This is a genomic window from Wohlfahrtiimonas sp. XWW7 (assembly GCF_056716055.1).
In genome coordinates, this window is record NZ_CP168032.1 from 2,412,496 (window position 1) to 2,434,771 (window position 22,276).

At 39.2% G+C, this 22,276-nt stretch carries 19 protein-coding genes and 1 tRNA gene; 8 read left to right on the forward strand and 12 right to left on the reverse strand.

Features of this window, described 5'->3' with window-relative positions:
- Position 1 precedes the first annotated feature (1 nt).
- The 7 genes from ACA100_RS11565 to ACA100_RS11595 form a co-directional block, all read right to left on the reverse strand.
- Entirely contained in the window at positions 2 to 973 is a 972-nt protein-coding gene (locus ACA100_RS11565; protein WP_481077857.1) for a FecCD family ABC transporter permease, read from the reverse strand.
- Positions 970 to 2,034 (reverse strand): ABC transporter substrate-binding protein, encoded by a 1,065-nt coding sequence (locus ACA100_RS11570; protein ID WP_481077858.1) that lies wholly within the window; start codon positions 2,032 to 2,034, stop codon positions 970 to 972. The genes ACA100_RS11565 and ACA100_RS11570 overlap by 4 nt, the downstream gene beginning before the upstream one ends.
- Positions 2,034 to 4,223: a TonB-dependent siderophore receptor gene (locus ACA100_RS11575; protein WP_481077859.1), complete on the reverse strand. Its 2,190-nt coding sequence runs from the start codon at positions 4,221 to 4,223 to the stop codon at positions 2,034 to 2,036. Before ACA100_RS11575 ends, ACA100_RS11570 begins: the two co-directional genes overlap by 1 nt.
- 134 nt (positions 4,224 to 4,357) lie before the next feature.
- Entirely contained in the window at positions 4,358 to 5,287 is a 930-nt protein-coding gene (locus ACA100_RS11580) for a helix-turn-helix transcriptional regulator (protein ID WP_481077860.1), read from the reverse strand.
- Between the two features lie 13 nt (positions 5,288 to 5,300).
- Positions 5,301 to 5,603: a hypothetical protein gene (locus tag ACA100_RS11585; protein ID WP_481077861.1), complete on the reverse strand. Its 303-nt coding sequence runs from the start codon at positions 5,601 to 5,603 to the stop codon at positions 5,301 to 5,303.
- Between the two features lie 20 nt (positions 5,604 to 5,623).
- Positions 5,624 to 6,028: a RidA family protein gene (locus ACA100_RS11590; RefSeq protein WP_481077862.1), complete on the reverse strand. Its 405-nt coding sequence runs from the start codon at positions 6,026 to 6,028 to the stop codon at positions 5,624 to 5,626.
- A 17-nt stretch (positions 6,029 to 6,045) separates the two neighbouring features.
- Entirely contained in the window at positions 6,046 to 6,954 is a 909-nt protein-coding gene (locus ACA100_RS11595; protein WP_481077863.1) for a tetratricopeptide repeat protein, read from the reverse strand.
- Between the two features lie 125 nt (positions 6,955 to 7,079).
- On the opposite strand from ACA100_RS11595, the gene ACA100_RS11600 reads away from it, so the two are divergent.
- The 7 genes from ACA100_RS11600 to ACA100_RS11630 all read left to right on the forward strand — a co-directional run bounded on the left by ACA100_RS11600 (position 7,080) and on the right by ACA100_RS11630 (position 16,972).
- Positions 7,080 to 8,549, forward strand: coding sequence for a SulP family inorganic anion transporter (locus tag ACA100_RS11600; RefSeq protein ID WP_481077864.1), 1,470 nt, complete (start codon positions 7,080 to 7,082; stop codon positions 8,547 to 8,549).
- Entirely contained in the window at positions 8,542 to 9,390 is an 849-nt protein-coding gene (locus ACA100_RS11605) for a universal stress protein (protein ID WP_481077865.1), read from the forward strand. Before ACA100_RS11600 ends, ACA100_RS11605 begins: the two co-directional genes overlap by 8 nt.
- A 147-nt stretch (positions 9,391 to 9,537) precedes the next feature.
- Positions 9,538 to 10,974 carry an SWIM zinc finger family protein gene (locus tag ACA100_RS11610; RefSeq protein WP_481077866.1) on the forward strand — a complete coding sequence of 479 codons (1,437 nt, stop codon included), beginning with the start codon at positions 9,538 to 9,540 and terminating at the stop codon, positions 10,972 to 10,974.
- Between the two features lie 12 nt (positions 10,975 to 10,986).
- Positions 10,987 to 12,819 (forward strand): HEAT repeat domain-containing protein, encoded by a 1,833-nt coding sequence (locus ACA100_RS11615; protein ID WP_481077867.1) that lies wholly within the window; start codon positions 10,987 to 10,989, stop codon positions 12,817 to 12,819.
- Positions 12,820 to 12,832: 13 nt separating this feature from the next.
- On the forward strand, positions 12,833 to 14,668 hold the full coding sequence (locus ACA100_RS11620) for a hypothetical protein (RefSeq protein ID WP_481077868.1): 1,836 nt from the start codon (positions 12,833 to 12,835) through the stop codon (positions 14,666 to 14,668).
- Between the two features lie 18 nt (positions 14,669 to 14,686).
- Positions 14,687 to 16,552 carry a hypothetical protein gene (locus tag ACA100_RS11625; protein ID WP_481077869.1) on the forward strand — a complete coding sequence of 622 codons (1,866 nt, stop codon included), beginning with the start codon at positions 14,687 to 14,689 and terminating at the stop codon, positions 16,550 to 16,552.
- Positions 16,553 to 16,972, forward strand: coding sequence for a hypothetical protein (locus tag ACA100_RS11630; RefSeq protein ID WP_481077870.1), 420 nt, complete (start codon positions 16,553 to 16,555; stop codon positions 16,970 to 16,972).
- On the opposite strand, the gene ACA100_RS11635 is transcribed toward ACA100_RS11630, so the two are convergent.
- Positions 16,969 to 17,442 (reverse strand): HPP family protein, encoded by a 474-nt coding sequence (locus tag ACA100_RS11635; RefSeq protein WP_481077871.1) that lies wholly within the window; start codon positions 17,440 to 17,442, stop codon positions 16,969 to 16,971. The two genes, ACA100_RS11630 and ACA100_RS11635, sit on opposite strands and share 4 nt — an antisense overlap.
- A gap of 122 nt (positions 17,443 to 17,564) precedes the next feature.
- On the opposite strand from ACA100_RS11635, the gene ACA100_RS11640 reads away from it, so the two are divergent.
- Positions 17,565 to 18,128, forward strand: coding sequence for a TetR/AcrR family transcriptional regulator (locus tag ACA100_RS11640; RefSeq protein ID WP_481077872.1), 564 nt, complete (start codon positions 17,565 to 17,567; stop codon positions 18,126 to 18,128).
- Positions 18,129 to 18,193: 65 nt separating this feature from the next.
- On the opposite strand, the gene ACA100_RS11645 is transcribed toward ACA100_RS11640, so the two are convergent.
- The 4 genes from ACA100_RS11645 to ACA100_RS11660 form a co-directional block, all read right to left on the reverse strand.
- Positions 18,194 to 18,270, reverse strand: a tRNA-Met gene (locus ACA100_RS11645).
- 63 nt (positions 18,271 to 18,333) lie between these two features.
- Complete coding sequence (locus ACA100_RS11650) at positions 18,334 to 20,169, reverse strand: cation:proton antiporter (protein ID WP_481077873.1); 1,836 nt, start codon at positions 20,167 to 20,169, stop codon at positions 18,334 to 18,336.
- 40 nt (positions 20,170 to 20,209) lie between these two features.
- Complete coding sequence (locus ACA100_RS11655) at positions 20,210 to 21,574, reverse strand: TrkH family potassium uptake protein (protein ID WP_481077874.1); 1,365 nt, start codon at positions 21,572 to 21,574, stop codon at positions 20,210 to 20,212.
- A 1-nt stretch (position 21,575) separates the two neighbouring features.
- Entirely contained in the window at positions 21,576 to 22,229 is a 654-nt protein-coding gene (locus ACA100_RS11660; protein ID WP_481077875.1) for a potassium channel family protein, read from the reverse strand.
- Between the last annotated feature and the right edge of the window lie 47 nt (positions 22,230 to 22,276).

A 22,276-nucleotide genomic window follows, 5' to 3' on the forward strand; every position in this document is an offset into this window, starting at 1 on the left:
GTTAACGCCTTTTCTTCATCATTAAACAATACAACAATGGCGCACCTAATAATGCTGTCACAATGCCCGTTGCCACTTCGGAAGGCGCAATGATGACTCTTGCCAAAATATCCGCCATCACCAAAAGCAAACCGCCCATTAATAAACTGGCAGGTAAAACAAAGCGATAATCTTGCCCAACCAAAAAGCGCGCAATGTGTGCCGCACCCAAACCAATGAAACTAACAGGGCCAATCAATGCCACAGTGCTAGCAGATAAAAGGCTTACCACCAATAAAATTATGACTTGCACCCAAATGATATTCATACCCAAAGATTGTGCGGTACTCTTCCCTAATGCCAAAACATTTATGAATTTGCCCAACAACAATGCAAACAGTGAAACAATGATCATCACAGGTACTAACATATAAAGCTGATCACTGCTGGTATTCGTCAATGATCCACTGCTCCAAAAACGATAATGATCAAAAATAGTGGGATACCATTGCGTCACCATCTGAATGAATGCATATAAACTTGCTGATATTGCAGCCCCCACCAAAATTAATCGTGTTAAATCATCCCGATCATCGCCCATGCCGAGCACACAAACAATGGTTGCAATCAGTAACGCGCCTGGCAATGCGAACCATAGATCAGCAATCATCACCGATGGCATAAAAACAGAAGCGACAACAGCTGCTGCTGCGCCTGCATTCACACCTAACAAACCTGGATCTGCCAATGGATTACGCGTTAAACCTTGCATCAACGCACCCGATAAACCTAAGGCAGCGCCACAAACCAAGGCCGCCAAAGTTCTTGGCCAACGCACATCGAAAACCAATGTTTCATAAGTGGGCGCACGCCCTTGTAAATAAAGATTAAAACTCTCTAAAGAGAGTGATTTACTACCAAATATCATGCCGAGCATTAAACAGATCATGGATGCGATCAGTAAAAACCCCAATAAAAACCATTGTCGTTTCATCCCAAGAGATCCTTAGTTTGTGGCTGAGGTACGTTTGCCAAAGCTGATAATAATCTCGGTACAAATCGTTTAATTCCCCAAGGCAAACTCAAAGGTGAACCATAAGACATTGCCATCACCAATGATTGATCTGTCAAAGGCACATAAGCACCATTTTGAATGGCAGGAATCGCACGATACAATGGGATCTGATCCACAGATTCTTTCACTGCTTCACTGTTAAACCAACTGATCACAACATCCACATCTTTCAATAAATCCACATTCTCTAATCCGATGGTTGCAGCAAATGCGCCCTGCTTTACATGAAGATCTTTCATAAAAGGCGCTGGTTTTAAACCAAGCTCTATCAAAGAATCCACTCGAGGATCACCTGCCACATAAGCCGATAAGTAAGCCATGCGACTGCCTGCATTTAAATAAGCAAACGTATATTGACTCAATTGCGGATATTGTTCACGATAATGACGCATATTCTCAGCCATTTGTGCCTTTAATGCCTCTGCCTTTTGTGCTAAACCTAATGCAGCACCAATCATCTCAATTTGCTGATGCACAGGCGTTAACCAAGGGCGATTAGGATAAGCAACAATGGGAATCTTACGAGACAATTGACGATAAATCTCTGGCGTAATGCCCGATTGTGGCGCAACAATAATATCAGGCGCCAATCGAATAATTTTGGCAATGTCCAATTCTGGATACATATGGATCACTTCAGGCAATACTTCGCCTTGATTCAACACAGCTTCTTTAAACCATGGTAAATAACCCTTCTCATCGCCACCCCAAATGTGAGATTCTATGGCAATGGGCATTTGACCCAAGGCAAAAACAATATCCTCAGAGCCTGCACCTAAACAGATGATTCGCTTTGGCTGCTTTGTAATTTTACTGCTGCCCAAAGCATGATGAATGATCACAGGAAAACTGTGATTATTCTTTTCATATTCAACTAAATGTGTTCGCTCAGTTGTTGGCTGACAGGCGCTCAACACATGTGTTAATGCACCTAGAATGGCCAAAGATACCAAGCTACGACAAAACTGACGTCGCTCCATTAAAAATTGTACCTAAATGTCGCAGAAACATTGCGCGGTGCGCCATATTGATACTGCGAGAATTGTCCATAATTGCGGTAATACGTTTTATCTAAAAGATTGTTCACATTGACAGACAAAGCTGCATTGTCATTAAACTCATAACGCATCATTAAGTTAACGATCGCATACGAATTTTGTTTCGCATCAAATGATTGACCTTGTGGCGTTCTGATTTCACGAGATGTTGGTCCAAACCAATTCACACCGCCACCAATCGTCATCTTATTGAAAGCATTTGGCAATCGATAAGTGGTGAATAACTTAAAAGTTTTGTTCGGCATTTCACGGCTGATGCGTTGTCCTTTTGGATCTTTTGCCACAAATTGCGTATAGCCCATTTGAATGTTCCAATGATCTGTAATTGCGCCCACAAGCTCTGCATCAAAACCGCGTGTTTTTGCACCATTCACTGCACGATAAGCTGCTTCACCGCCTGGTAAACGCTCGCCCGTTGCTTCTGCTACTTTATCTCGTCTTGTTTCAAATGCCGCGATAGAGAAGTTCAAAGCACCATCATTTAAGCCAGCTTTAAAGCCCACTTCATAGTTTTCACCAATGATGGGATCAAGATATTTCTGATTAATATCCATCACCGATTGCGGTTGGAAAATATCTGTATAACTTGCATAGACAGAATATTGATCTGTCAATTTATAGTTCACACCAAAGTATTTGGAAACCTCAGTAAAGCTATTGTCATAAGGTTTAAAATATGGGCCATAACTTGTGTCTTTCGTTTTAAGATGCGTCAAACGTAAACCAGCCGTCACAGATAAATGATCTGTAACAGTTAGCTCTGTAATCCCCGAAATTGCATGTTGTGTACGTTTACCTTTCAATGCTGTGAAGCTGTATGGCAAAAATGGCGGCTCAGGAAAATCAAAATTCGGTTGCGTGAAATCCCCTAAAACAGGCGGTAAATGCCCTGGCACAGGATTATAATAAGCATTGTTATAACTGTTTTGGTTATAGTTATAATTGAATCTTGCAAAGTGTGTGCGACCCAAAGCATCATAAGTACCATTTAACTTCCAATCCACAGTTTTCTGCGTGCGTTTACCTTCAATGTGGTTAATGTAACTTGTGCCCATGCCTTCATTCGTTACAGGATTCGGTGCACCATAGACATAAGTATTATTAAAATCTAAGTTATTGCGACTATAAGTTGTGTTCACTTCTGTGCGCCAACCATTATCAAACTCATGTTCTAAAGTTAAATAGGTATTGAAACTCTTTGTGCGTGCAGATGCCCATTTAGGTGCAGTATTCGCTGAATGAGAATAGTGCGTTAAGCTGCCATCACTGTAAAACATCGGTAAACCGCCAGACATCGTGCCTTCAGGCTTATTGCGCTGATAATCCGCACCCAATGTCAACAAGGTTTTATTGGTCAAATCCATTTCGATGATACCATATAACGTTTGACGCTCTTCTTGATAACGATCGATGAAAGAATCACGCTTCTGATGAATGCCCAATAATCGCCCACGAATAGAGCCCGATTGATTCAACTTACCTGAAACATCAGCTTCTAAACGCGATAGATTCCAAGAGCCGCCGCCTAAAGATACATAACCTTGAAAATCTGATGTTGGACGTTTTCTCACTAAGTTAATGGAAGCAGAAGGATTGCCTGGCCCTGTCATAAAGCCTGTTGCACCACGAACGATTTCAACGCGATCATACATCGCTGTATCCATTAAATTATCACCATAGTTAAAGCGCGTATCGTAATAATTTGTCACACCATCATATGAAATACTGTCCACATTCATACCACGCGCAGTGATATTAAAACGATCAATATCATTTTGTTGAGATGTTAATCCCGTTGCATTATTCACAACATCAATCACACGATTAAAATCAGGCTGATCATAAATGCGTTGATTCGTGATGATACTGATGGATTGCGTTGTGTCTTTCAGTTCTTGTGGAATACCAATGGTGGAATTCGTTAAAGATGTTGTGTATTGATTCGTTTTCTCAGTATTCATCAAGGATTGAACACTTTCAACTTTTGTCACCACTTCATCCAAATTCACTACTTTGTCATCTTCTGCTATGGCAAATTGCCCACCAGAATAAGCAATGCTAGCCATTAATACTGCATAGATACGGGATTTTTTAAACAATCTTATCGTCATGATCACGCCCAAATAATAAAATAAATATCAATTAAGAATGACTCGCAATTCTATATGATATTAATTATCATTTAACTTATGATCAGGAATTTTTTTAGAAAATCGGGAAAGTGACTGATATTTTTATAAAAATATTATCGATTAATTTCAATGGGCGCATGCCCAAAATAGCGCTGAAAAACATTTTTAAAATAGTAAGCGGAACTATAACCTAAAGCATCACTGATCGTTTCAATGGATTGCCCTTGATTCAATAAATAGAGTGCTTCTGTCATTTTCAGCTTTAATTTATATTCGCCAATGGTTTGGCCCGTTTCTTCCTTAAAACTGCGTTTTAGATCACATTCATTGATGCCAACTAGGCGTGACAATTGCTGAATTTTAATATTTTTAGCCAAATTATTTTGTAAAATATCCATCGCATTAATGATGGTGCGAGAGTACTCTTCACCATTAGCTTGCTGATTTTTTAGCAAATTCACCAACAGCGCCAACGTTGCACTTTCTAGCGCCATCACATCTAAAGTGGAATGGCACATCGGTAGATGCAAAATATGCTGCACAGAGCGCAGCAGTTGATCCTCAATATTTGTTAATAATTTGATCTGTTCTCTACCCTCTTTAAACTGCATAATTTCATGGTTTAAATATGGGAGATCATACTCTTGCAATAATGCCAGATCAAAATCTAACGATAACACTGCAATGGGCGTATCAGAAGACAATGCGATGCGCGTTTTACCCAAATAGCCCTTACGAAGCAAAATCATATTGGGTTGAATATCAAAGGACTTATTCAGATCCAAAAAATCAATCACATGATGACCTTGCAAAAAGATATTCACGCCAAAAAATTGAAGCGGAATGTCCCGCTCCAATCGATGATCTTGCTTCAGAGAAAAATGGCTACGAATCACTTGTATCCGATTAAAATGGACTAAATCAATGAATCCATTGCCTGCCGATTCTGATAATTCATTGGCTTGATAGCCCATTAAAGTTCGGCATGGCACCAAAGGTAAATCAGAAACATAGTCCAAATGTTGGGTAAAATGATGATCCATAGCTCTACTTCGACTATTCTTGTAGAGCCCGCGAATACTCTTCCTCATTCAAACAGCGAGCATTGCTGAGCGCAAAGCGATCAAAATCTACAATACCTTTTTCGCGTGCTTCCGCGCGATCTACACAGTCATCACCATTTTGATCAGCTTGTATAAAACCATCCATTTCAAACTCTAAAGCTTTAGCTTCATATTGAACATCAATCACTTGTTCGCCATCTTTCGTATCTTGGATCGTAAAAATAGTTTCTGTTGATTGCCCATGAGCGATCATTGTTGTGACTAACATCCCAACCAACACTAACATTTTTCTCATTTGAACTCTCCAACTTTTAATTAAGCGATGACTGCTTGCGCTTCAATTTCCAATAACCACTCTGGGCGACTTAACCCTGAAACCAATACCCAAGATGAAGCTGGCATGTGCGTTTTGAAATATAAATTCAATGCATTGCTGATCTCAATTTGCTCTTGTTCACTGCTTGCATCATCCCGAATGTAGATTCTCAACATCGCAACGCTTGTCATATCAGCATCTAGTTCAGACAATAATTTTTCGATATTTTCTAAACATTTACATGCTTGATCATACATGCTTGTAGCCGTTAACATTTCATTTTCATCAACCGCCACTTGGCCTGATAAAAATACCTGCTTTGTACCTGTTGTGATCACAGCTTGACTAAAACCGTACTGCTGACTATTGAATAATGATTTAGGATTCAAAGAAATATGTTTCATATCGCTCCATAAGATAATTATGATGGTAAAACACCATCAAATGAGTACTCTTCTAACAGCTTTTTCTGCAATGCATCCACCTGTTTCAGTACTGCACATGCTTTGTCATCACCATTGTCACAAGCCAATGTTAACCAATGCCGAATTTCTGGCAAATCATTATCATTTTTCCCTTGAATCAATAAGTAAGCGATCTCACATTGTGACTGAACATTATTGCACTTTGCAGATTGTGTAAAATACAGCTTTGCTTTATTTAAGTCCATTTTTATTCCCAAGCCATGCTTATAAATACAGCCCAAATAGGAATATAAAATGCCTAATTGCGTTTCATGTAATTGATTATCTTCACTCACTAATCTGCTTAAAGCTTCCAATGTCATTAACGCATGATCATATTTCTGTCGCCCAAGATAGATTTCACCGAGCAATAACTGTGCCGATTGCTTGAATTCACTTTCCATCATGCTCACATAAAGCAAATGCTCAATCGCCTCTTTCAGATTCTCTTCACTTTTAATTTCATTAATTTTCATCACGGCCAAATTGTAGTGTGCACCAATATGATCAGGCACAATTGCCACTGTTTCATTGAGATATTGATAAGATTTTTCAATATCTTTTGGGACCATTCCACCTTTAAGATAATGTACCCCCAACATAAAAATGGCTGATACATCACCTAAATTTTTAGCTGATTCTAAATACGCCAATGTGCGCTCAAAATCTTGAGCAACACCCAATCCTTGATAATACAAGAGCGATAAATTATAAGTTGATTGCGGACAATTTTGAGCAGCGGCAAGCTCCCACCAATACTTAGCCTCTGTAAAATTTTGGTGCTGATAATAATATTCACCCAACGTGCATTGACTATCTGCATCACCTTGTTCTGCATCCGCTAAACACTTTTCAAATTTTGTCATGATTCACCCAATTTATCTGCTCAAACCAAACTCTATTCAAAGCCACTATATCAAAAAGTCATATTCTCACCTAAGTATCTATGCGATAATTATCGGTTTTAACATTCATTTTCAAACTAAAATTCATGCTGACATCGATTAAACAACATTGGTTTTCCAACACTCGTGCCGACGTTTTATCAGGCTTAGTTGTTGCACTTGCACTCATTCCCGAAGCAATTGCCTTTTCTATCATTGCGGGCGTTGATCCTAAAATTGGATTATATGCATCTTTTTCTATGGCATTTGTGATTGCATTTGCAGGCGGTCGCCCTGCTATGATCTCTGCGGCAACAGGCGCAATGGCACTTTTAATGGTTTCCTTAGTCAAAGATCACGGCTTACAATATCTATTGGCAGCTACAGTTTTGACGGGAATTTTACAAATCATCGCAGGATATATAAAGCTTGGTGCTTTAATGCGCTTTGTCCCCAATTCCGTAGTTACGGGATTTGTGAATGCCCTTGCCATCTTAATTTTTATGGCTCAATTGCCTGAATTAACGGATGTTACATGGTCCGTTTATGCTTTGGTGATCGCAGGACTTGGCATCATCTATCTATTTCCTTATGTGCCTGTCATTGGCAAACTATTGCCATCACCTTTGATCTGCATTGTGGCGCTGACAATTTTTGTTGCCATCACAGGCGTTGAACTTCGTACTGTGGGCGATATGGGCGAATTACCCAGCACATTGCCAGTATTTTTACTGCCAAACATTCCACTGAATTTTGAAACATTACAGATCATCTTCCCTTATGCTGCTGCATTAACCGTTGTGGGCTTATTAGAATCCATGATGACAGCTTCTATTTTAGATGAGTTTACAGATACCAACAGCGATAAAAACCGCGAATGTAAAGGCCAAGGAATTGCCAATATTGTGACAGGATTTATGGGCGGAATGGCAGGTTGTGCCATGATCGGACAATCTGTCATCAATGTAAAATCAGGCGGTCGCACACGTTTATCGACATTATGCGCAGGCGTATTTTTGATCTTATTGGTTGTGTTCATGTCAGATTGGATCAAAATTATCCCAATGGCTGCGTTAGTTGCTGTGATGGTGATGGTTTCCATCGGTACATTTGATTGGGGCTCTATTCGCTATATGAATAAAACGCCTCTTTTCACAAATATTGTGATGTTAGCAACCGTTGCTGTTGTGCTCTACACTAAAAATTTAGCCTACGGCGTGATCACTGGTGTAGCATTTGCCATGGCATTTTTTGCGTATAAAATGGAAAAAGTCTTAAATATTCATACAGAATCCACATTAGAAGGTACAACGCGCCATTACATTATCACTGGGCAAATCTTTTTTAGTTGCGCAGAAAAACTCATTCAATCTTTTGATTTCAAAGAAGCCATTACCGATGTTGTGATCGATGTGAGCAATGCTCAACTTTGGGATGTGACAGCCATCAGCGCTTTGGATAAAGTGATATTGAAGTTTAAACGCGAAGGCGTTGATGTCAAAATAGTAGGATTGAATCCATCGAGCGCAGAATTAATGAATAAATTCAGCGAGCATAAAGGAGAGAAATATGTCTAAGATCATTGCAAGCATAGATGGCACAACCATCAGCAATAGCGTATGTGATTATGGTGCGTGGTTCAGCCAAAAATGCGCCCTGCCTTTAACGCTACTGAATGTCATTGAAAAAGTAAAAATTGAAGCTGCACATGATTGGAGTGGAACCATCGGCATTGATAGCCGAAAGCAGTTGTTAAGTGAACTTGTGGAATTAGAATCCGCCAAAAGCAAAGTGGAGATGAAGCACAGCACATTGCTATTGCAAGCTGCCCATAACTACGTTGAACAGCAACATAAAATCACAGCTGATACATTACAAAAGCGTGGAAATTTACTGGAAGTTGTTACCGAATTAACAGATGTTGATCTATTAATTATGGGCAAAAATGGACAAAAAACGGAAGGCCAATCCACAACCATTGGCACACAAATCGAAAATATTGCCCGCGCATTTTCTCACCCTATTTTAGTGTGTGCTCAAGATTTCACTGCACCAACATCCTTTCTTGTCGCATTTGATGGCAGCGAAACTAGCCAGCAATGCATTCAGAAAATCGTTCAAAGTGCATTTTTACAAGGTTTAGCTTGCCACATTGTTTATGTCGGTTATCCATCGGATGAGATTCAAAAAACTCTTGATGATGCCAAGCAACTGCTGAGTGATCATGGTTGGCAAGTGGAAACGCATATTTTATCAGGTGATGTTGAGCCAACATTATTGAAATATCAAAATGATCATGCCATAGACTTAATGGTGATTGGCGCTTATGGCCATTCTAAAATTCGTCAATTCTTCATTGGCAGCACCACAACGAAAATTTTATCTGCATCAAATAAACCTATTGTTTTAATTCGTTAAATCATCTTTACACTTATTTTGTGTCAAGAAAACAAAGACCGTTTTTTATACAAAAAACGGTGTTTTTTTGCGCAAATAAAAAATGACTTCAACGCAAATTTTGCTACCCTAAAAAGCATCTTAATTAATCAAATTCAATAAAGTATTATGAACATTAATCAATCTGACATCGTTTCCTTAGCGCCAAATGCTTCTGCTAACAGTAATGGCTTATCCCTATTCAATAAAGGTAAATTCAGCGTACCGCACATTTCTCCTGAAAAAAACCTCATTTGGGCAGAATGTGCTGGCAGCGGTAAAAATCCTTACTACTGTTCTGCTGACTATGTGGATGACAGTAATCCTGTGTTTCGTTGTTCATGCCCTAGCCGCCAATTTCCATGTAAACATGCGATTGGTTTACTCTATTTCTACGCCAATAAACCTGAGAGCTTTACGGAATCTGCGGTGCCAGAAGATATTGAAAGTAAGCGTGGCAAAATTGAAAAACGCACTGAAAAGAAAAAAGCAGATACAGCCGCGGCTAAAACTGCAAGCAAGCCTAAAAAAGTTAATCCAACAACGATCATCAAGCGCATTGATAAGCAGCTTGAAGGTTTAACCATTGCAGATACATTATTAAATAGCATCATTCATGCTGGTTTATCCGCCATGGATGGCAAATTGATTACAGCTTACAATGCACAGATCAAAGAATTGGGTAACTACAACATTGGTGGCATTCAAACTGCATTTAACCATTTGATCCTAGAAGTTAAAGCTGTTAAAAAAGATGATTACACGAAAGCCATTGATCAAATCAATATCATCGCTTCGTTATTGAAAAAAAGCCGCACTTATCTCACAAGCTTTAAAGATGATCCAAGCCAAGCACCCGAAATGACATCTGCCATTGAAGAGCAAATCGGCCGAGCTTGGAAGCTCAATGAGTTGGCAGAACTTCAGCAATATGAAGAGAATGCGGAATTAATCCAACTATCATTCAACTCATTTGATCACTCTGCACGAAAAGAGTTTGTGGATGAAGGCATTTGGTTGAACTTAAATAACGGCAAAATCTTCACAACATTGAACTATCGCCCTTATCGCGCCGCAAAATACATTCAACAAGCCAATTCCAATAATCATGTTCAACAATTGGAAACATTGTATATTTATCCTGGTGATCTCAATCCTCGCATTCGCTGGGAAGATGGTGAATGTAAAACTCGTGCAACAGCTGAATCTGATTTCACAAAGGTGATCGCACATGCGCATAAAGATTATGATGCATTGATTAAATCCATCAAAAACAGCATTAAAAATCCTTTGGCAGATAAAAATCCTGTCGCTTTGATCCAAATGGGTACAATGCAGCTCATAGATGATGTGCCCGTCATCACAGATGCACAAGGTGCAACGCTTGTGATTAAAGATGTCCCAGAACATTTAGCCTCTACAACTTTACTAAAAAATATCATGCCCGCAGAGTTAGCAGACAGCGCCCTTTTGGTTCGCTTTCACACTGATTTATCAACAGGATTATTTGCAGCGCAAGTATTATCAGTGATTCGTCCTAATGGCATCATCCGCTTGATCTACTAAACATAGGTAAACATGATGTTATTACAACCTTTAGTGGATCTCCAAACAGAGATCAACCGTTTAATGATTGCGGGCAGCCGCTTTGCTAGCAATGATCCTCGTTTGGCAAAACTGCTCCCTATTTTTCAAAAAATGGGGGAAAAAGCACCTGTTTTTCAGAAAATTGCTCAGAATATCGAAGCATTATTACAAGTACCTGCCGAGAAAAGTGCTGAAGCCTTAACAACGCTTTCCACTTTGTTATATGCAGTTTTATACACGCAAGGTAAAAGCGTTATCCATGGCGATAGCACAGCGCCACAGCCAACGATGGACATTGAGCAGCTATCCACTGAACTCACTTATTTAGAGTTAGAACCTACAATCACGGCGCTCACCACAACAGGCAGCGGCCGCCATGATATTGTGATGGAAGCAACTGAGCAGAAAAAAATCAATGATCTTCGTTTATATCCTCACATCGTCAAAGGCTTAGAGGATAAATATTCAGAACTTGCTTATGACATTCTCAATACTGTCATTCCCAAAGTGGGACAAGTGATCACACCTTTCATTTTGGCAGATCTTGTGTTGGATAATAAAAAAGGCAATGCCATGCGCATTTCTGCCCTCTCAAAGGTCGATTATCCCTTCGATGATGCAATGATTTCAACAATTCTCAGCAGCAAATCGCAAAATTTGATCACAGCGCTGTTACCTGCATTATCTAAAGATCCTAAACACTTGCCAATTTTAATTGAAGCGAGTCAAGCTAAAAAAATGGATGTACGAGAAACAGCTTGGGATGCATTGGCAGAGATGAATCATCCCGAAGCTTGGGCGGCATTATTGTCACAATATCGAGACTTTCGCGATATGGATCATGCAAATGTTTTAGGCACACTATTGTGTGATTTACAAAAGCAACCTGAATATCATGAATCACTCTTGTCACCGCTAGTGGATAGCATTCACGATTTAATGTCCGTTGATTGGCAGACTAATCTTAAAAAAACAAATCTGCTGATCCAGAGGGTTTACGGTCATCTACAACTGTTTTTATATGAGCATCACACAGCACTGACAGATGTCCTGACAAATATGTTATTACCACTTGGCAAAATGCTGGCCAATCAACCTTTTGATGATCAAACCAATCAATCTCGGCACTATTTATTGCAAAGCATTATGATTTATCTTGGTCGATTACAGCTGGATGAATCTGATCCTATCTTTAAAGATACACTTGCCATGTTGAACGTGCATGATGATTACACCGCTTATTTTCTCTCTAGCTTCAATGGCCATCATCAAACCACACCAGCATTTATTTATCATGCTTGTGTAAAAGTTCTAGGCGATCAACCTTTGGATGATTTCGCAGATGAATTATTCTTTCTCATTCGATCAGGCCGCCGATCGCAATTTTCACGAGATGAGCTTTACCATCATTTTTACTTTATCATGGCTCATCGCACATTTTACTGTGATAAAAATAACTGTGATCCTCGCTGGGCTGATCTTTTACATCAACATTGTGCCACAGAAGCATTTTCACACATACTTTCAACACCCTATTCTGGTAGTAGAAAAGCGGAAAATGCCTTCAGTATCTTATCCATCTATCATACTGTTGAGCCTATAGAAAGCGAACGCATCATCACGCTTCTTCGCACCTTCATTGACAATGCCACTTTTGACACGCTCGGCGCCCATTTACAATATTTAGAAACACGATTAGGCAGAGCGGCGCATCCCATCATTTTGGCTAAAATTGACGCAGAGATCGCACGCATCCATGATCCTCATGCCGAAGGCACACAATATATGAAACTTGTGAAAGAGCGCATCCAATCACGTAGATAATCAGAGAAATTTTATGCTATTACAACCTTTATCAAATCTACACACAGAAATTAATCGCTTGATGATTGCAGGCAGCCGATTTGCTAGCAATGATCCTCGTTTGGCAAAACTTCTCCCTATTTTTCAAAAAATGGGGGAAAAAGCACCTGTTTTTCAAAAAATTGCAGACAATATCGAAGCATTATTGAAAGCACCTACTGAAAAAAGTGCTGAAACATTAACATCGCTTTCCACATTGTTATATGCCGTTTTATATACGCAAGGCAAAAGCACAATGGATGGTGATGTCATCGAACCAAAGCCAATGATGAATATCCATGAACTTCAAACGCCGCTCACTTATTTAGAATTAGAGCCAACCATTACCGCTTTAACATCTTCTGGCAGCGGTCGTTATGAAGTTGTACTCGATGCTTATGCTCAAAACCTAGTGCATGATATTCGTCTACATCCTTATCTTGCAGCAGGATTAGAGGATAAATATTCAGAATTATCAGCGCACATTGGGAAATATATTATTCCTCATGTTGGCAAGCCGATGATTCCATTTTTATTGCAAGATCTAACATTGGATGATAAAAAACCCAATGCCGCGCGCATTGCAGCATTGGCAGATTGCGGTAATCAATTTGATGATGCAATGATTCAAAGCATCATGAATGGTAAAGCAACAAAATTGCAAGAAGCATTATTGCCATGGTTGAGTAAGCAACCTGAATATTCCTCCATGGTTTTAGCCGCAGCAAAAAGCAAGAAAAGAGCGCTCAAAGATGTTGCCATTGATGCATTGTCTAATACGGATCTACCTGAAGCCTGGGAAATTTTACTGAACATTTTCAAAGAAGCTACGATTGGTGAAAGCCTCAATCGTGCAGTTTATGCGCTTCGCAATGTGCCGCATTTCCATGGCAGAGATACAGAATTTACCGCTGTGATGATGGAAAAAATCGATGAATTACTAGCACAAAGCTTCACTGATAATGACGAAGATAATTTAATCTCCTTGGCTGAACGCTTGGAGTTTGTTGAAGATATGTTTGAAGTATTCATCAATAAACCATCTCCAGAGTTGACAGAAAAAGCATTATTACTTCATGAAAAACTAAGCACCATGGACTGTGAAAAAATGTCGCGTCGTTTGCCTCATTCTGTTTACTCGATGAAGCATTTACGCCATGCGATTGAAATTTCCATTGCCAATTATATTGCCCACATCACAAAAGATAGCCAAGATCCATTATTTTTGCGATTTTTGGCTTCATTTGAGATGGATGATGACAGTTATACAGGCAATTTATTGCAATTCATTCACTACAACAAAATGTCCTCTGAAATGATCTTTGAGCTAGCAGCTCGTGCCTTTGAAGGCAGCTCAGTTTGTGCTGTGGCTGATGATTGCCAGTTTTTAATCAAAGAGGCAGCTATTTCTACTTCTGCAGATTTGGTCATTTCACATTATTACATTCCCAATGTTAACCAAGTGATGACTAGAAATGCGGACAATGCTGATCCTCGCTGGCAAGATCTTTTCTTTAATTACTGTAATAGCCAAGCATTTTTGAAGGATTTAGCGCTTTTACGCAAAAAAAATCATCACTATAATTTTATGAATGTTACCTACACTTTGGCGATCACAGAAGCATTAGAACCCAAAGATAGCCAAAGAATGAATGATTTGCTCATTAAAGTGATGGATGAGTTATCCGATGATCATATCGGCGCGATATTTAAATATCTCGAAGAACGCTTAGGGAAAGCTGCTCATCCAATCATTTTAGCAAGAGCTGAAAAATCACCAGATTCTCAAACCATGAATCTCATTAAAGAGATCATTCATAACCGCCCTTAATGAAGGAAGATTCAGATTATGAGTTTATTACAACCATTAGTTGATCTCCAAACTGAGATCAATCGTTTAATGATTGCAGGCAGCCGTTTTGCTAGCAATGATCCTCGTTTAGCAAAATTACTACCTATTTTTCAAAAAATGGGCGAAAAAGCACCTGTTTTTCAGAAGATTGCTAGTAACATCGAAACATTATTAAAATCAACTGATAATGAAAGCGCTGGACGATTAACAGAATTATCCACGCTTGTTTATGCAGTTTTATACACGCAAGGCAAAAGTGCTATGGATGGCGATGAAACAGCATCCCAGCCAATGATGGACATTCAAACGATACAAACGCCGCTCACTTACTTAGAATTAGAGCCAACCATCACTGCACTTTCCACAACTGGCAGCGGTCGTTATGAGATTCTCACAACAGCGATTGATCAAGGTTTAATCCACGATGTGCGTTTATACGCTTACATTGCCAGAGCCATTGAGGACAAATATTCAGAAATTGCAGAGCGCATCATCAAAGATGTCATTCCTGCCATTGGTGCGCCCATGATTCCGTTTTTACTCAAAGATGTCACAATGGCAGATACCAAAGGCAATGCAATGCGCATCGAGATATTGGATCGTTTAGGCGCATCTTTAAGTGAAGATATGATCACAGAGATCATGAACAGCAACGCAACCAAGCTACAAGTGGCGCTCGTACCTTCCTTATCACGCGATCCTAAATATCTACCTATTTTAATGGCTGCGGTTAAAGGCAAGAAAAAAGCTGTTAAAGAAGCTGCCTTCATTGGCCTAGCACGCACACAATCACCAGAAGCTTGGACATTTTTATTAGAATCATTCCAAAAAGTGAAAACTTATACTGCGCTAGAAGTCATCAGCAATGCACTTGAACCTTTAGATCATTTGAATGGATATGAAGCACAACTCATCATTCCCCTTCGTTCTGCCATCACAACATTGACAACTTTTGATTGGTCAGAAGATTACAACAGAACAAGTGAATTAATGGCAGCAATTTCACTGTATATTCGCATGTTTTACCATGTGCATGATGATGATTTCATACAATGGATGATGGATTTAAGTGAGCTATTACATGCACATCCTTCCCCAAAAAAAGACAAAGATTCCTCTGCGGAATTCAAAATATTCAAAAAACAATTCAATCTACTGCAATGGCAAATTGCGCTCACTTTTGCACTATTACGTTTGCCAGAGAATGATCCAAAATTTGAAACAACGCTCCATGCCATTCACATTGAAAACCATTACAGCAAACTGAATCTACTCAGAGAGATGAATTTACGAAAAGCCGAACCGCATTTCATTTATCGTACGATGAGACTATTGCCATCGCCAAATGAAGGTGGATTACTCCATTTCATTCATCATTTGGATTTCTTAATGTTGCGTGATGGTTTTTTAGATCATCCTGATGAAATTTATGCACATTTTTTCATTACACATCACTGCTTTAAAACTGTACCTAATCCAGAATCGTGTGATCCTCGTTGGGCAGATTATCTTTACGAGTTTTGTTCAACTCAGCAATTTTTATTATGGTTACATACACCAAATGAAAAACGCGCTTATACAGTGAGTGATGCATTTTGCGTGCTCTCACTATTCAATGCCATCGAGCCCAAAGATAGCACGCGATTACCTCAATTATACGAGCGTTTTATTAACTATCTTCATTATGAAAAACTCGGTACGCTCTTTGTTCATTTAGAAGAACGGATAGGTAAAGCCGCGCATCCCATCATATTAGCGAAGGCAGATGCAGAGATTAATCGCTTGGAAAATCGCGCATCGCCAGGAACAAAGCATATGAATTTCATCAAAGAACGCATTCAATCTCGTCAATCAATTGGGTAAATGATGAATGTAAAAATTTACACCATAATATTCAGTAGTTTTATCATCATCGGCATTGCGCTCTACTTTGCCTTTCGTCCTGCGACTAAGCTATATATCAGCCCATTCATGCCTGCTGAAATCATGCAATTGCAACCCATCTCTAAAAATATGGGATGGGTTCAAGCTTATGATGATATTGTGCAAAACTTGGATGATATTATGCAAACATGCGAAGCCATCGCATATTCAGCACCCAAGCAAACACCGCCTGATTATCATTTCATCATCGAAAACAACGACAAGATTCTTTCCCTACTTTTTTATATGGATGATGCCCAAGCTACAATGTCACTGATTCAAAATCAGCAGATTAAAAACCAAGTCAGCAGTAAAACACAAGCACGTTTCTACCGCTGCCCTAGCGCTGATTTTCGTTAAAACCATTTGGCTGGATACTGTCTCTGAGAAACATATTTATGATACAACCAGCCAAATAATACAATCACAAATGCACCAAAAGCGACAGGCATCATCATAAAGCTCCAATCTTCCCCTGCAAGCATCACCACCAAAGGATTTGCACCCGCTGGTGGATGCGTTGTATTGGTCAATAACATAAGTAAGATGGATAAACCTACCGCTATTCCCAAACTGAATGCATTCACACCCAATGAATATAAAATAATCATACCAACTGCCACTGTGATTAAATGCCCTAATACGATATTTTTTGGCTGTGCCAATGGGCTTTCTGGCAGACCAAATAAAATCACCATCGTTGCACCAAAAGGTGCCATCAATAACAGTACTTCTGTTTGTGAACTGAAATATGCCAACAGTGAAATACAAACCGTCGCACCAATACCAGCCAATGTTGCTATTTTTAATTTCCCGTAATACTTTTCCATTCATCACTCCCTATCGTGATCATTGAGATTAAAAGAGACCATTCTGTCTACCTATAAAATAATAGACAAATCTGTCTCCTTATGTCAACATAATTTCAATCATCCAAATCAGAGAGCTCACAATGGATAAGCGACAACTAATCATTACAACGGCATTTAATCTATTTTATCGTCATGGTATTCATGCAACTGGCATCAATACTATTTTGAGTGAATCGGGCGTTGCGAAAAAGACGCTGTATAACCATTTTGAAAGTAAAAATGCACTAATCCTTGCAACATTAGAATTGCGAGATCAACATTTTTATCACTGGTTATCCAACCGTTTAGCCAATGTCACTGCGGGCAAAGATGCCTTATATGAATTATTTTTTGCACTGGATGATTGGTTCAATCAAAAAGTGACTGAACTATCACCTTTTTGTGGATGCTATTTCATCAATACTGCAGCAGAATTTAAAGCGCCTGATGATCCTATTCATCAGTTGTGTGCCCATCATAAAGAGAAAATCCAACAATTAATCACAAAACACATTGAGCTCATCACTGATGATAAGCCACAACAAGCATTTTTAATCACTGCGATTATGACGCTTAAAGAAGGAGCAATCGTCCAAGCACATGTTTTAAATGATGTTCAATCTGCCATTAAGGCTAAAGCAATACTCCATCGATTGCTCGCTTAATGGATCATTATGAATTTTGAGCAATAAAAAAGCCCTTGGTTCATTAACCAAGGGCTTCTCTAATATGGTGGACATAGGTGGAATCGAACCACCGACCCCAGCATTATGAGTGCTGTGCTCTAACCAGCTGAGCTACATGTCCGTACTGTGTTGAGGTGTGGCATTATAGAGATATTTAATATGCACGTCAACACTTATTATCCAATTACGGTAAACGTGTCGCTGAAGTCGTATCTTTCTTCACTTCTGCTTGTTTTTGCTCTGTTGCTTTACCTGCTTGCAACGCGATCACTTTATCGCCTACTTTCGGATCATCCATATCATCAGTAACGATTTTTAAATCGCCATCTTCAGTGATGATAAACAATGGAATTGCTGAATGATGATAAGCTTGGTATTCAGCCCAGTTAAATTCTTCTGTCAACAATGTCCCTTTAACTTTTCCACCATTGATCACAAGCAGTGAAAGATCCATAAACTTCCCTTTATCACCAAATAAAATCTGACGTGACAAAAAGGTTGAGCTGTCTTGATTAGCTTTAGCATGATTATCTGATGAACGCAGAGAAAACACTCGATCTTTACTATAAGCATGGGCAAAATGCTGAACGCCTAATGCATTATTATGACGATTAGGGGAAACGGCTAACACTTTGCTAATGCTCGCCAATGGTAAAAATAGCTCAGCATGTTGAGATTGTGCATTCCCATAATAACAAGGGAAACCTTCCATTCTCGCTTTTTTACAATGCTCCCACGAAGGATCAGATAAATACACAGGAATATCCTGTTCTTGCAATCCTTTTGCGATCGCGCGAGCCACATGATTCGCACCAATTAATAAGATTGTAGATGGCTCAGGCTGCTGAACACCCAACATTTTGGCAAAAGGCGCTGCGGTTAAGCTATTTAAAACAACTGTCACAATGATCACCATAAAGGTTAATGGCACGATCACTTGTGCATCTAAAATCCCTGCATCCACCATGCTCAACGCAAAAACAGAACCAACAGCCGCAGCAACAATGCCTCGTGGCGCAATCCATGACAATAAAATTTTCGACCGAAGTGATAAGTCGCTCCCCATTGTGGAGAGAAAAATATTCAAAGGACGCGCAACAAAAATCACCACCACTAAAAATAAGATGACAGATAAATCCAGATTTAAAATATCACTCAGCTGTAAACGCGCTGCCAATAAAATAAAGAGCGTTGAGATCAATATGACAGATAAATCTTCTTTAAAATCTAAAATGGATTCCGTATCAATATCATCTTGATTCGCAAGCCACATACCAAAAACTGTCACGGCTAAAAGACCAGATTCTTCACTTAAATAGTTTGAAGCGGTACTTGTGATTAAAACTAGCGATAATACACCAAATTTATGTAGCTGATTTGGCAACCATTCACGGCGAATTAATAACGCTGTCAACCAACCCGCAGCAACACCAATGGTTAAACCAACCCCCAAAGTTCTCGCTAACGCGATCAATGTATGGCTAAGAATTTCATCTGGATTAATCAAAATAACGGCTTCAAAAATCAAAACCGCAAACAACGCGCCAATAGGATCAATAATGATCCCTTCCCAACGCAATATTCGATCAATGTCCTGCGTTGGTCGCATAGAATTTAATAAAGGGGCGATCACTGTAGGACCCGTCACAACCAAAATGGCACCTAATACTGCTGCAACACGCCAATCTAAATCTAAGATCCAATAAGCGCTCAATGCGATCACAGCAAAAGTTGCAAACATACCGATAGAACATAAATTGCGAACGACTTTGCCTAATCCTTTTAGATCCTTAAAATGCAAAGTCATCGCACCTTCAAATAAAATAACCGCAACCGATAACGATACAACAGGAAATAAAAGATCACCCAATAATGCATCAGGATCAAGAAACGATGTCACTGGCCCTAATGTTAATCCAAACAGTAATAAAAATAGAATTGCAGGCACCCGAAAAGCCCATGCAAGCCATTGCGCAACCACACCGATCACTGCAATGCCCGCTAGATAAAGTGCTGACATTAGTTATGCTCCTTATATTATAAAAATGCTATTAATTTTGTTATCCAATTGTAATGGAGACTTCTGGATACCTAACTTTTTTCTGCCTTGGCGTTGCCAAAAAATATGCCAATGTTAACGGCCCTAATCTTCCCATAAACATCAGAAAAATAATGATAAAATTACCCGTAACGGATAATTCGCCCGTTAATCCACGAGATAATCCGACTGTTCCCAATGCAGAAACAGCTTCAAATACAACATCGATAAAGGCTGCATTTTCACTCAATAACAGTGCAAAAATAGCAATCCATGTCACAATGGCTGAAATCATCACAAGAGATAATGCTTTATGAATGGTTTCTTTTGGAATTTCCCGTTTAAACATCATCACCTGATCATCACGGCGCAAATATGCATAAGTTGCACGGAGCAATACCATAAAAGTCACAATTTTAATGCCACCCGCTGTACTGAGAGATCCGCCACCAATGAACATCAAAATTAAAATCAATGCTGTACTTGCATCTTCTAGCTGATCCATCGGTAAACTATTGAATCCTGCTGTTCTCGGTGTTACAGCTTGAAACCAAGATGCGATCCATTTCCCTGATTCACTTAAAGGTGCTAAAGTTTCTGGATTATTGCGCTCAATGAAATAGATTAATAATAAAGCCACAACATTAATCACAACAGTTCCCATGATCATCATGCGGCTATAAATGGTCAATTTAGACCAACAACGCTTGCGAATTAAATCAGTCCATATGGAAAAACCTAAACCACCAATAATAAAAAGTGCACTAATGGTTAAACTTACGACAGGATCAGCTACATATGGCACTAAGCTATTAGAATCCAGTGCAAAACCAGCATTATTAAACGCACTGATCGTATAGAAAAAACCATGATAAAGACTTGTTGCAAAGCCTAATTCTGGCATCCAATACAAAGATAAGATTAATATTCCTATACTTTCAACAAATAATGCAAAGATCAATACAGACTTTGCCGTTGCAACCAATGTGGAAGCATCTGTTTGATTAAATGCTTCACGCGCCACAGTACGTTCCAAAAAGCCAATTTTACCGCCCAATGCAATCAATGTCACAATTGCAAATGTCATCAGCCCCAATCCACCACATTGAATTAATAATGCAATGATCACTTGTCCAAAAACAGTAAAACGCGTACCAGTATCGACAACTGCAAGCCCTGTTACTGTTGTTGCTGAAGTTGCTGTGAATAAACTTTCTAGCCACGTAATCGGCTCATGAGTTGCAAAAGGGAGCTTTAATAATAAACTACCCAATATGATGAGACAGAAAAAGCTCACACTTAATATGAACGGCGGTGCACCAAATATTTTCTTAACGGGTTGGGAACGATGATCATGCACCGTTCGAGTTGGTTGCCAAAAAGCCATATTACACCAACCTATTCGATAAACTCTTTAGATCTTGGCTAGAACCACAAAAAAGAATCACATCACTCGTTTGTAATGAAAAATCTGGCCCAATATCCGTAATTAAACCTTTTCCTCGCTTAATGAGCAACACTTTAATCTCATTTTTAATCTCACCAAACACTTGATGCAATGTATTTAAATGCCATTTTTTAGTAATGTGCATTTCCGCCACATATTGATCATCGCCTAATGCAATATAATCATCCAACATTGGATCATTCAAAATCTGTGCGGTACGAACGCCAATTTCCTCTTCAGGATGAATGATTCGCTGAACACCAAGTTTAGCTACCAATGTATGATGCGCTTTACTACTCGCTTTCACCCAAATATTATTCACATTCAAATTTTTCAAAGCTAGAGTACATAATAGGCTTGCTTCCATATCTTCACCGATTGCAACCAATACCGCATCGCTGTTGGCCACATCTAATTCTTGCAATGCACTTTCATCACCAACATCACAAATTGCTGCTTGCGTGAGTGATTCCACATATTTATCGACAACTTTAGGATCACTATCCACACCTGTTACCGTATGTCCTAAATGAATTAATTCCTGGCTGACTGCAACTCCAAATCGACCTAAACCAATCACTGTAAAATGTGCCATCACATCCTCTTTTATATTTATAAAACATTATTCATACTGAGAACGAA

Coding starts and splice junctions, on each gene's coding strand:
- ACA100_RS11580 (WP_481077860.1), bottom strand. CDS start 5,287: ATGGATCATCATTTTACCCAACATTTGGACTATGTTTCTGATTTACCT.
- ACA100_RS11575 (WP_481077859.1), bottom strand. CDS start 4,223: ATGACGATAAGATTGTTTAAAAAATCCCGTATCTATGCAGTATTAATG.
- ACA100_RS11630 (WP_481077870.1), top strand. CDS start 16,553: ATGATGAATGTAAAAATTTACACCATAATATTCAGTAGTTTTATCATC.
- ACA100_RS11565 (WP_481077857.1), bottom strand. CDS start 973: ATGAAACGACAATGGTTTTTATTGGGGTTTTTACTGATCGCATCCATG.
- ACA100_RS11570 (WP_481077858.1), bottom strand. CDS start 2,034: ATGGAGCGACGTCAGTTTTGTCGTAGCTTGGTATCTTTGGCCATTCTA.
- ACA100_RS11610 (WP_481077866.1), top strand. CDS start 9,538: ATGAACATTAATCAATCTGACATCGTTTCCTTAGCGCCAAATGCTTCT.
- ACA100_RS11635 (WP_481077871.1), bottom strand. CDS start 17,442: ATGGAAAAGTATTACGGGAAATTAAAAATAGCAACATTGGCTGGTATT.
- ACA100_RS11640 (WP_481077872.1), top strand. CDS start 17,565: ATGGATAAGCGACAACTAATCATTACAACGGCATTTAATCTATTTTAT.
- ACA100_RS11590 (WP_481077862.1), bottom strand. CDS start 6,028: ATGAAACATATTTCTTTGAATCCTAAATCATTATTCAATAGTCAGCAG.
- ACA100_RS11605 (WP_481077865.1), top strand. CDS start 8,542: ATGTCTAAGATCATTGCAAGCATAGATGGCACAACCATCAGCAATAGC.
- ACA100_RS11620 (WP_481077868.1), top strand. CDS start 12,833: ATGCTATTACAACCTTTATCAAATCTACACACAGAAATTAATCGCTTG.
- ACA100_RS11595 (WP_481077863.1), bottom strand. CDS start 6,954: ATGACAAAATTTGAAAAGTGTTTAGCGGATGCAGAACAAGGTGATGCA.
- ACA100_RS11625 (WP_481077869.1), top strand. CDS start 14,687: ATGAGTTTATTACAACCATTAGTTGATCTCCAAACTGAGATCAATCGT.
- ACA100_RS11585 (WP_481077861.1), bottom strand. CDS start 5,603: ATGAGAAAAATGTTAGTGTTGGTTGGGATGTTAGTCACAACAATGATC.
- ACA100_RS11650 (WP_481077873.1), bottom strand. CDS start 20,169: ATGTCAGCACTTTATCTAGCGGGCATTGCAGTGATCGGTGTGGTTGCG.
- ACA100_RS11600 (WP_481077864.1), top strand. CDS start 7,080: ATGCTGACATCGATTAAACAACATTGGTTTTCCAACACTCGTGCCGAC.
- ACA100_RS11660 (WP_481077875.1), bottom strand. CDS start 22,229: ATGGCACATTTTACAGTGATTGGTTTAGGTCGATTTGGAGTTGCAGTC.
- ACA100_RS11655 (WP_481077874.1), bottom strand. CDS start 21,574: ATGGCTTTTTGGCAACCAACTCGAACGGTGCATGATCATCGTTCCCAA.
- ACA100_RS11615 (WP_481077867.1), top strand. CDS start 10,987: ATGATGTTATTACAACCTTTAGTGGATCTCCAAACAGAGATCAACCGT.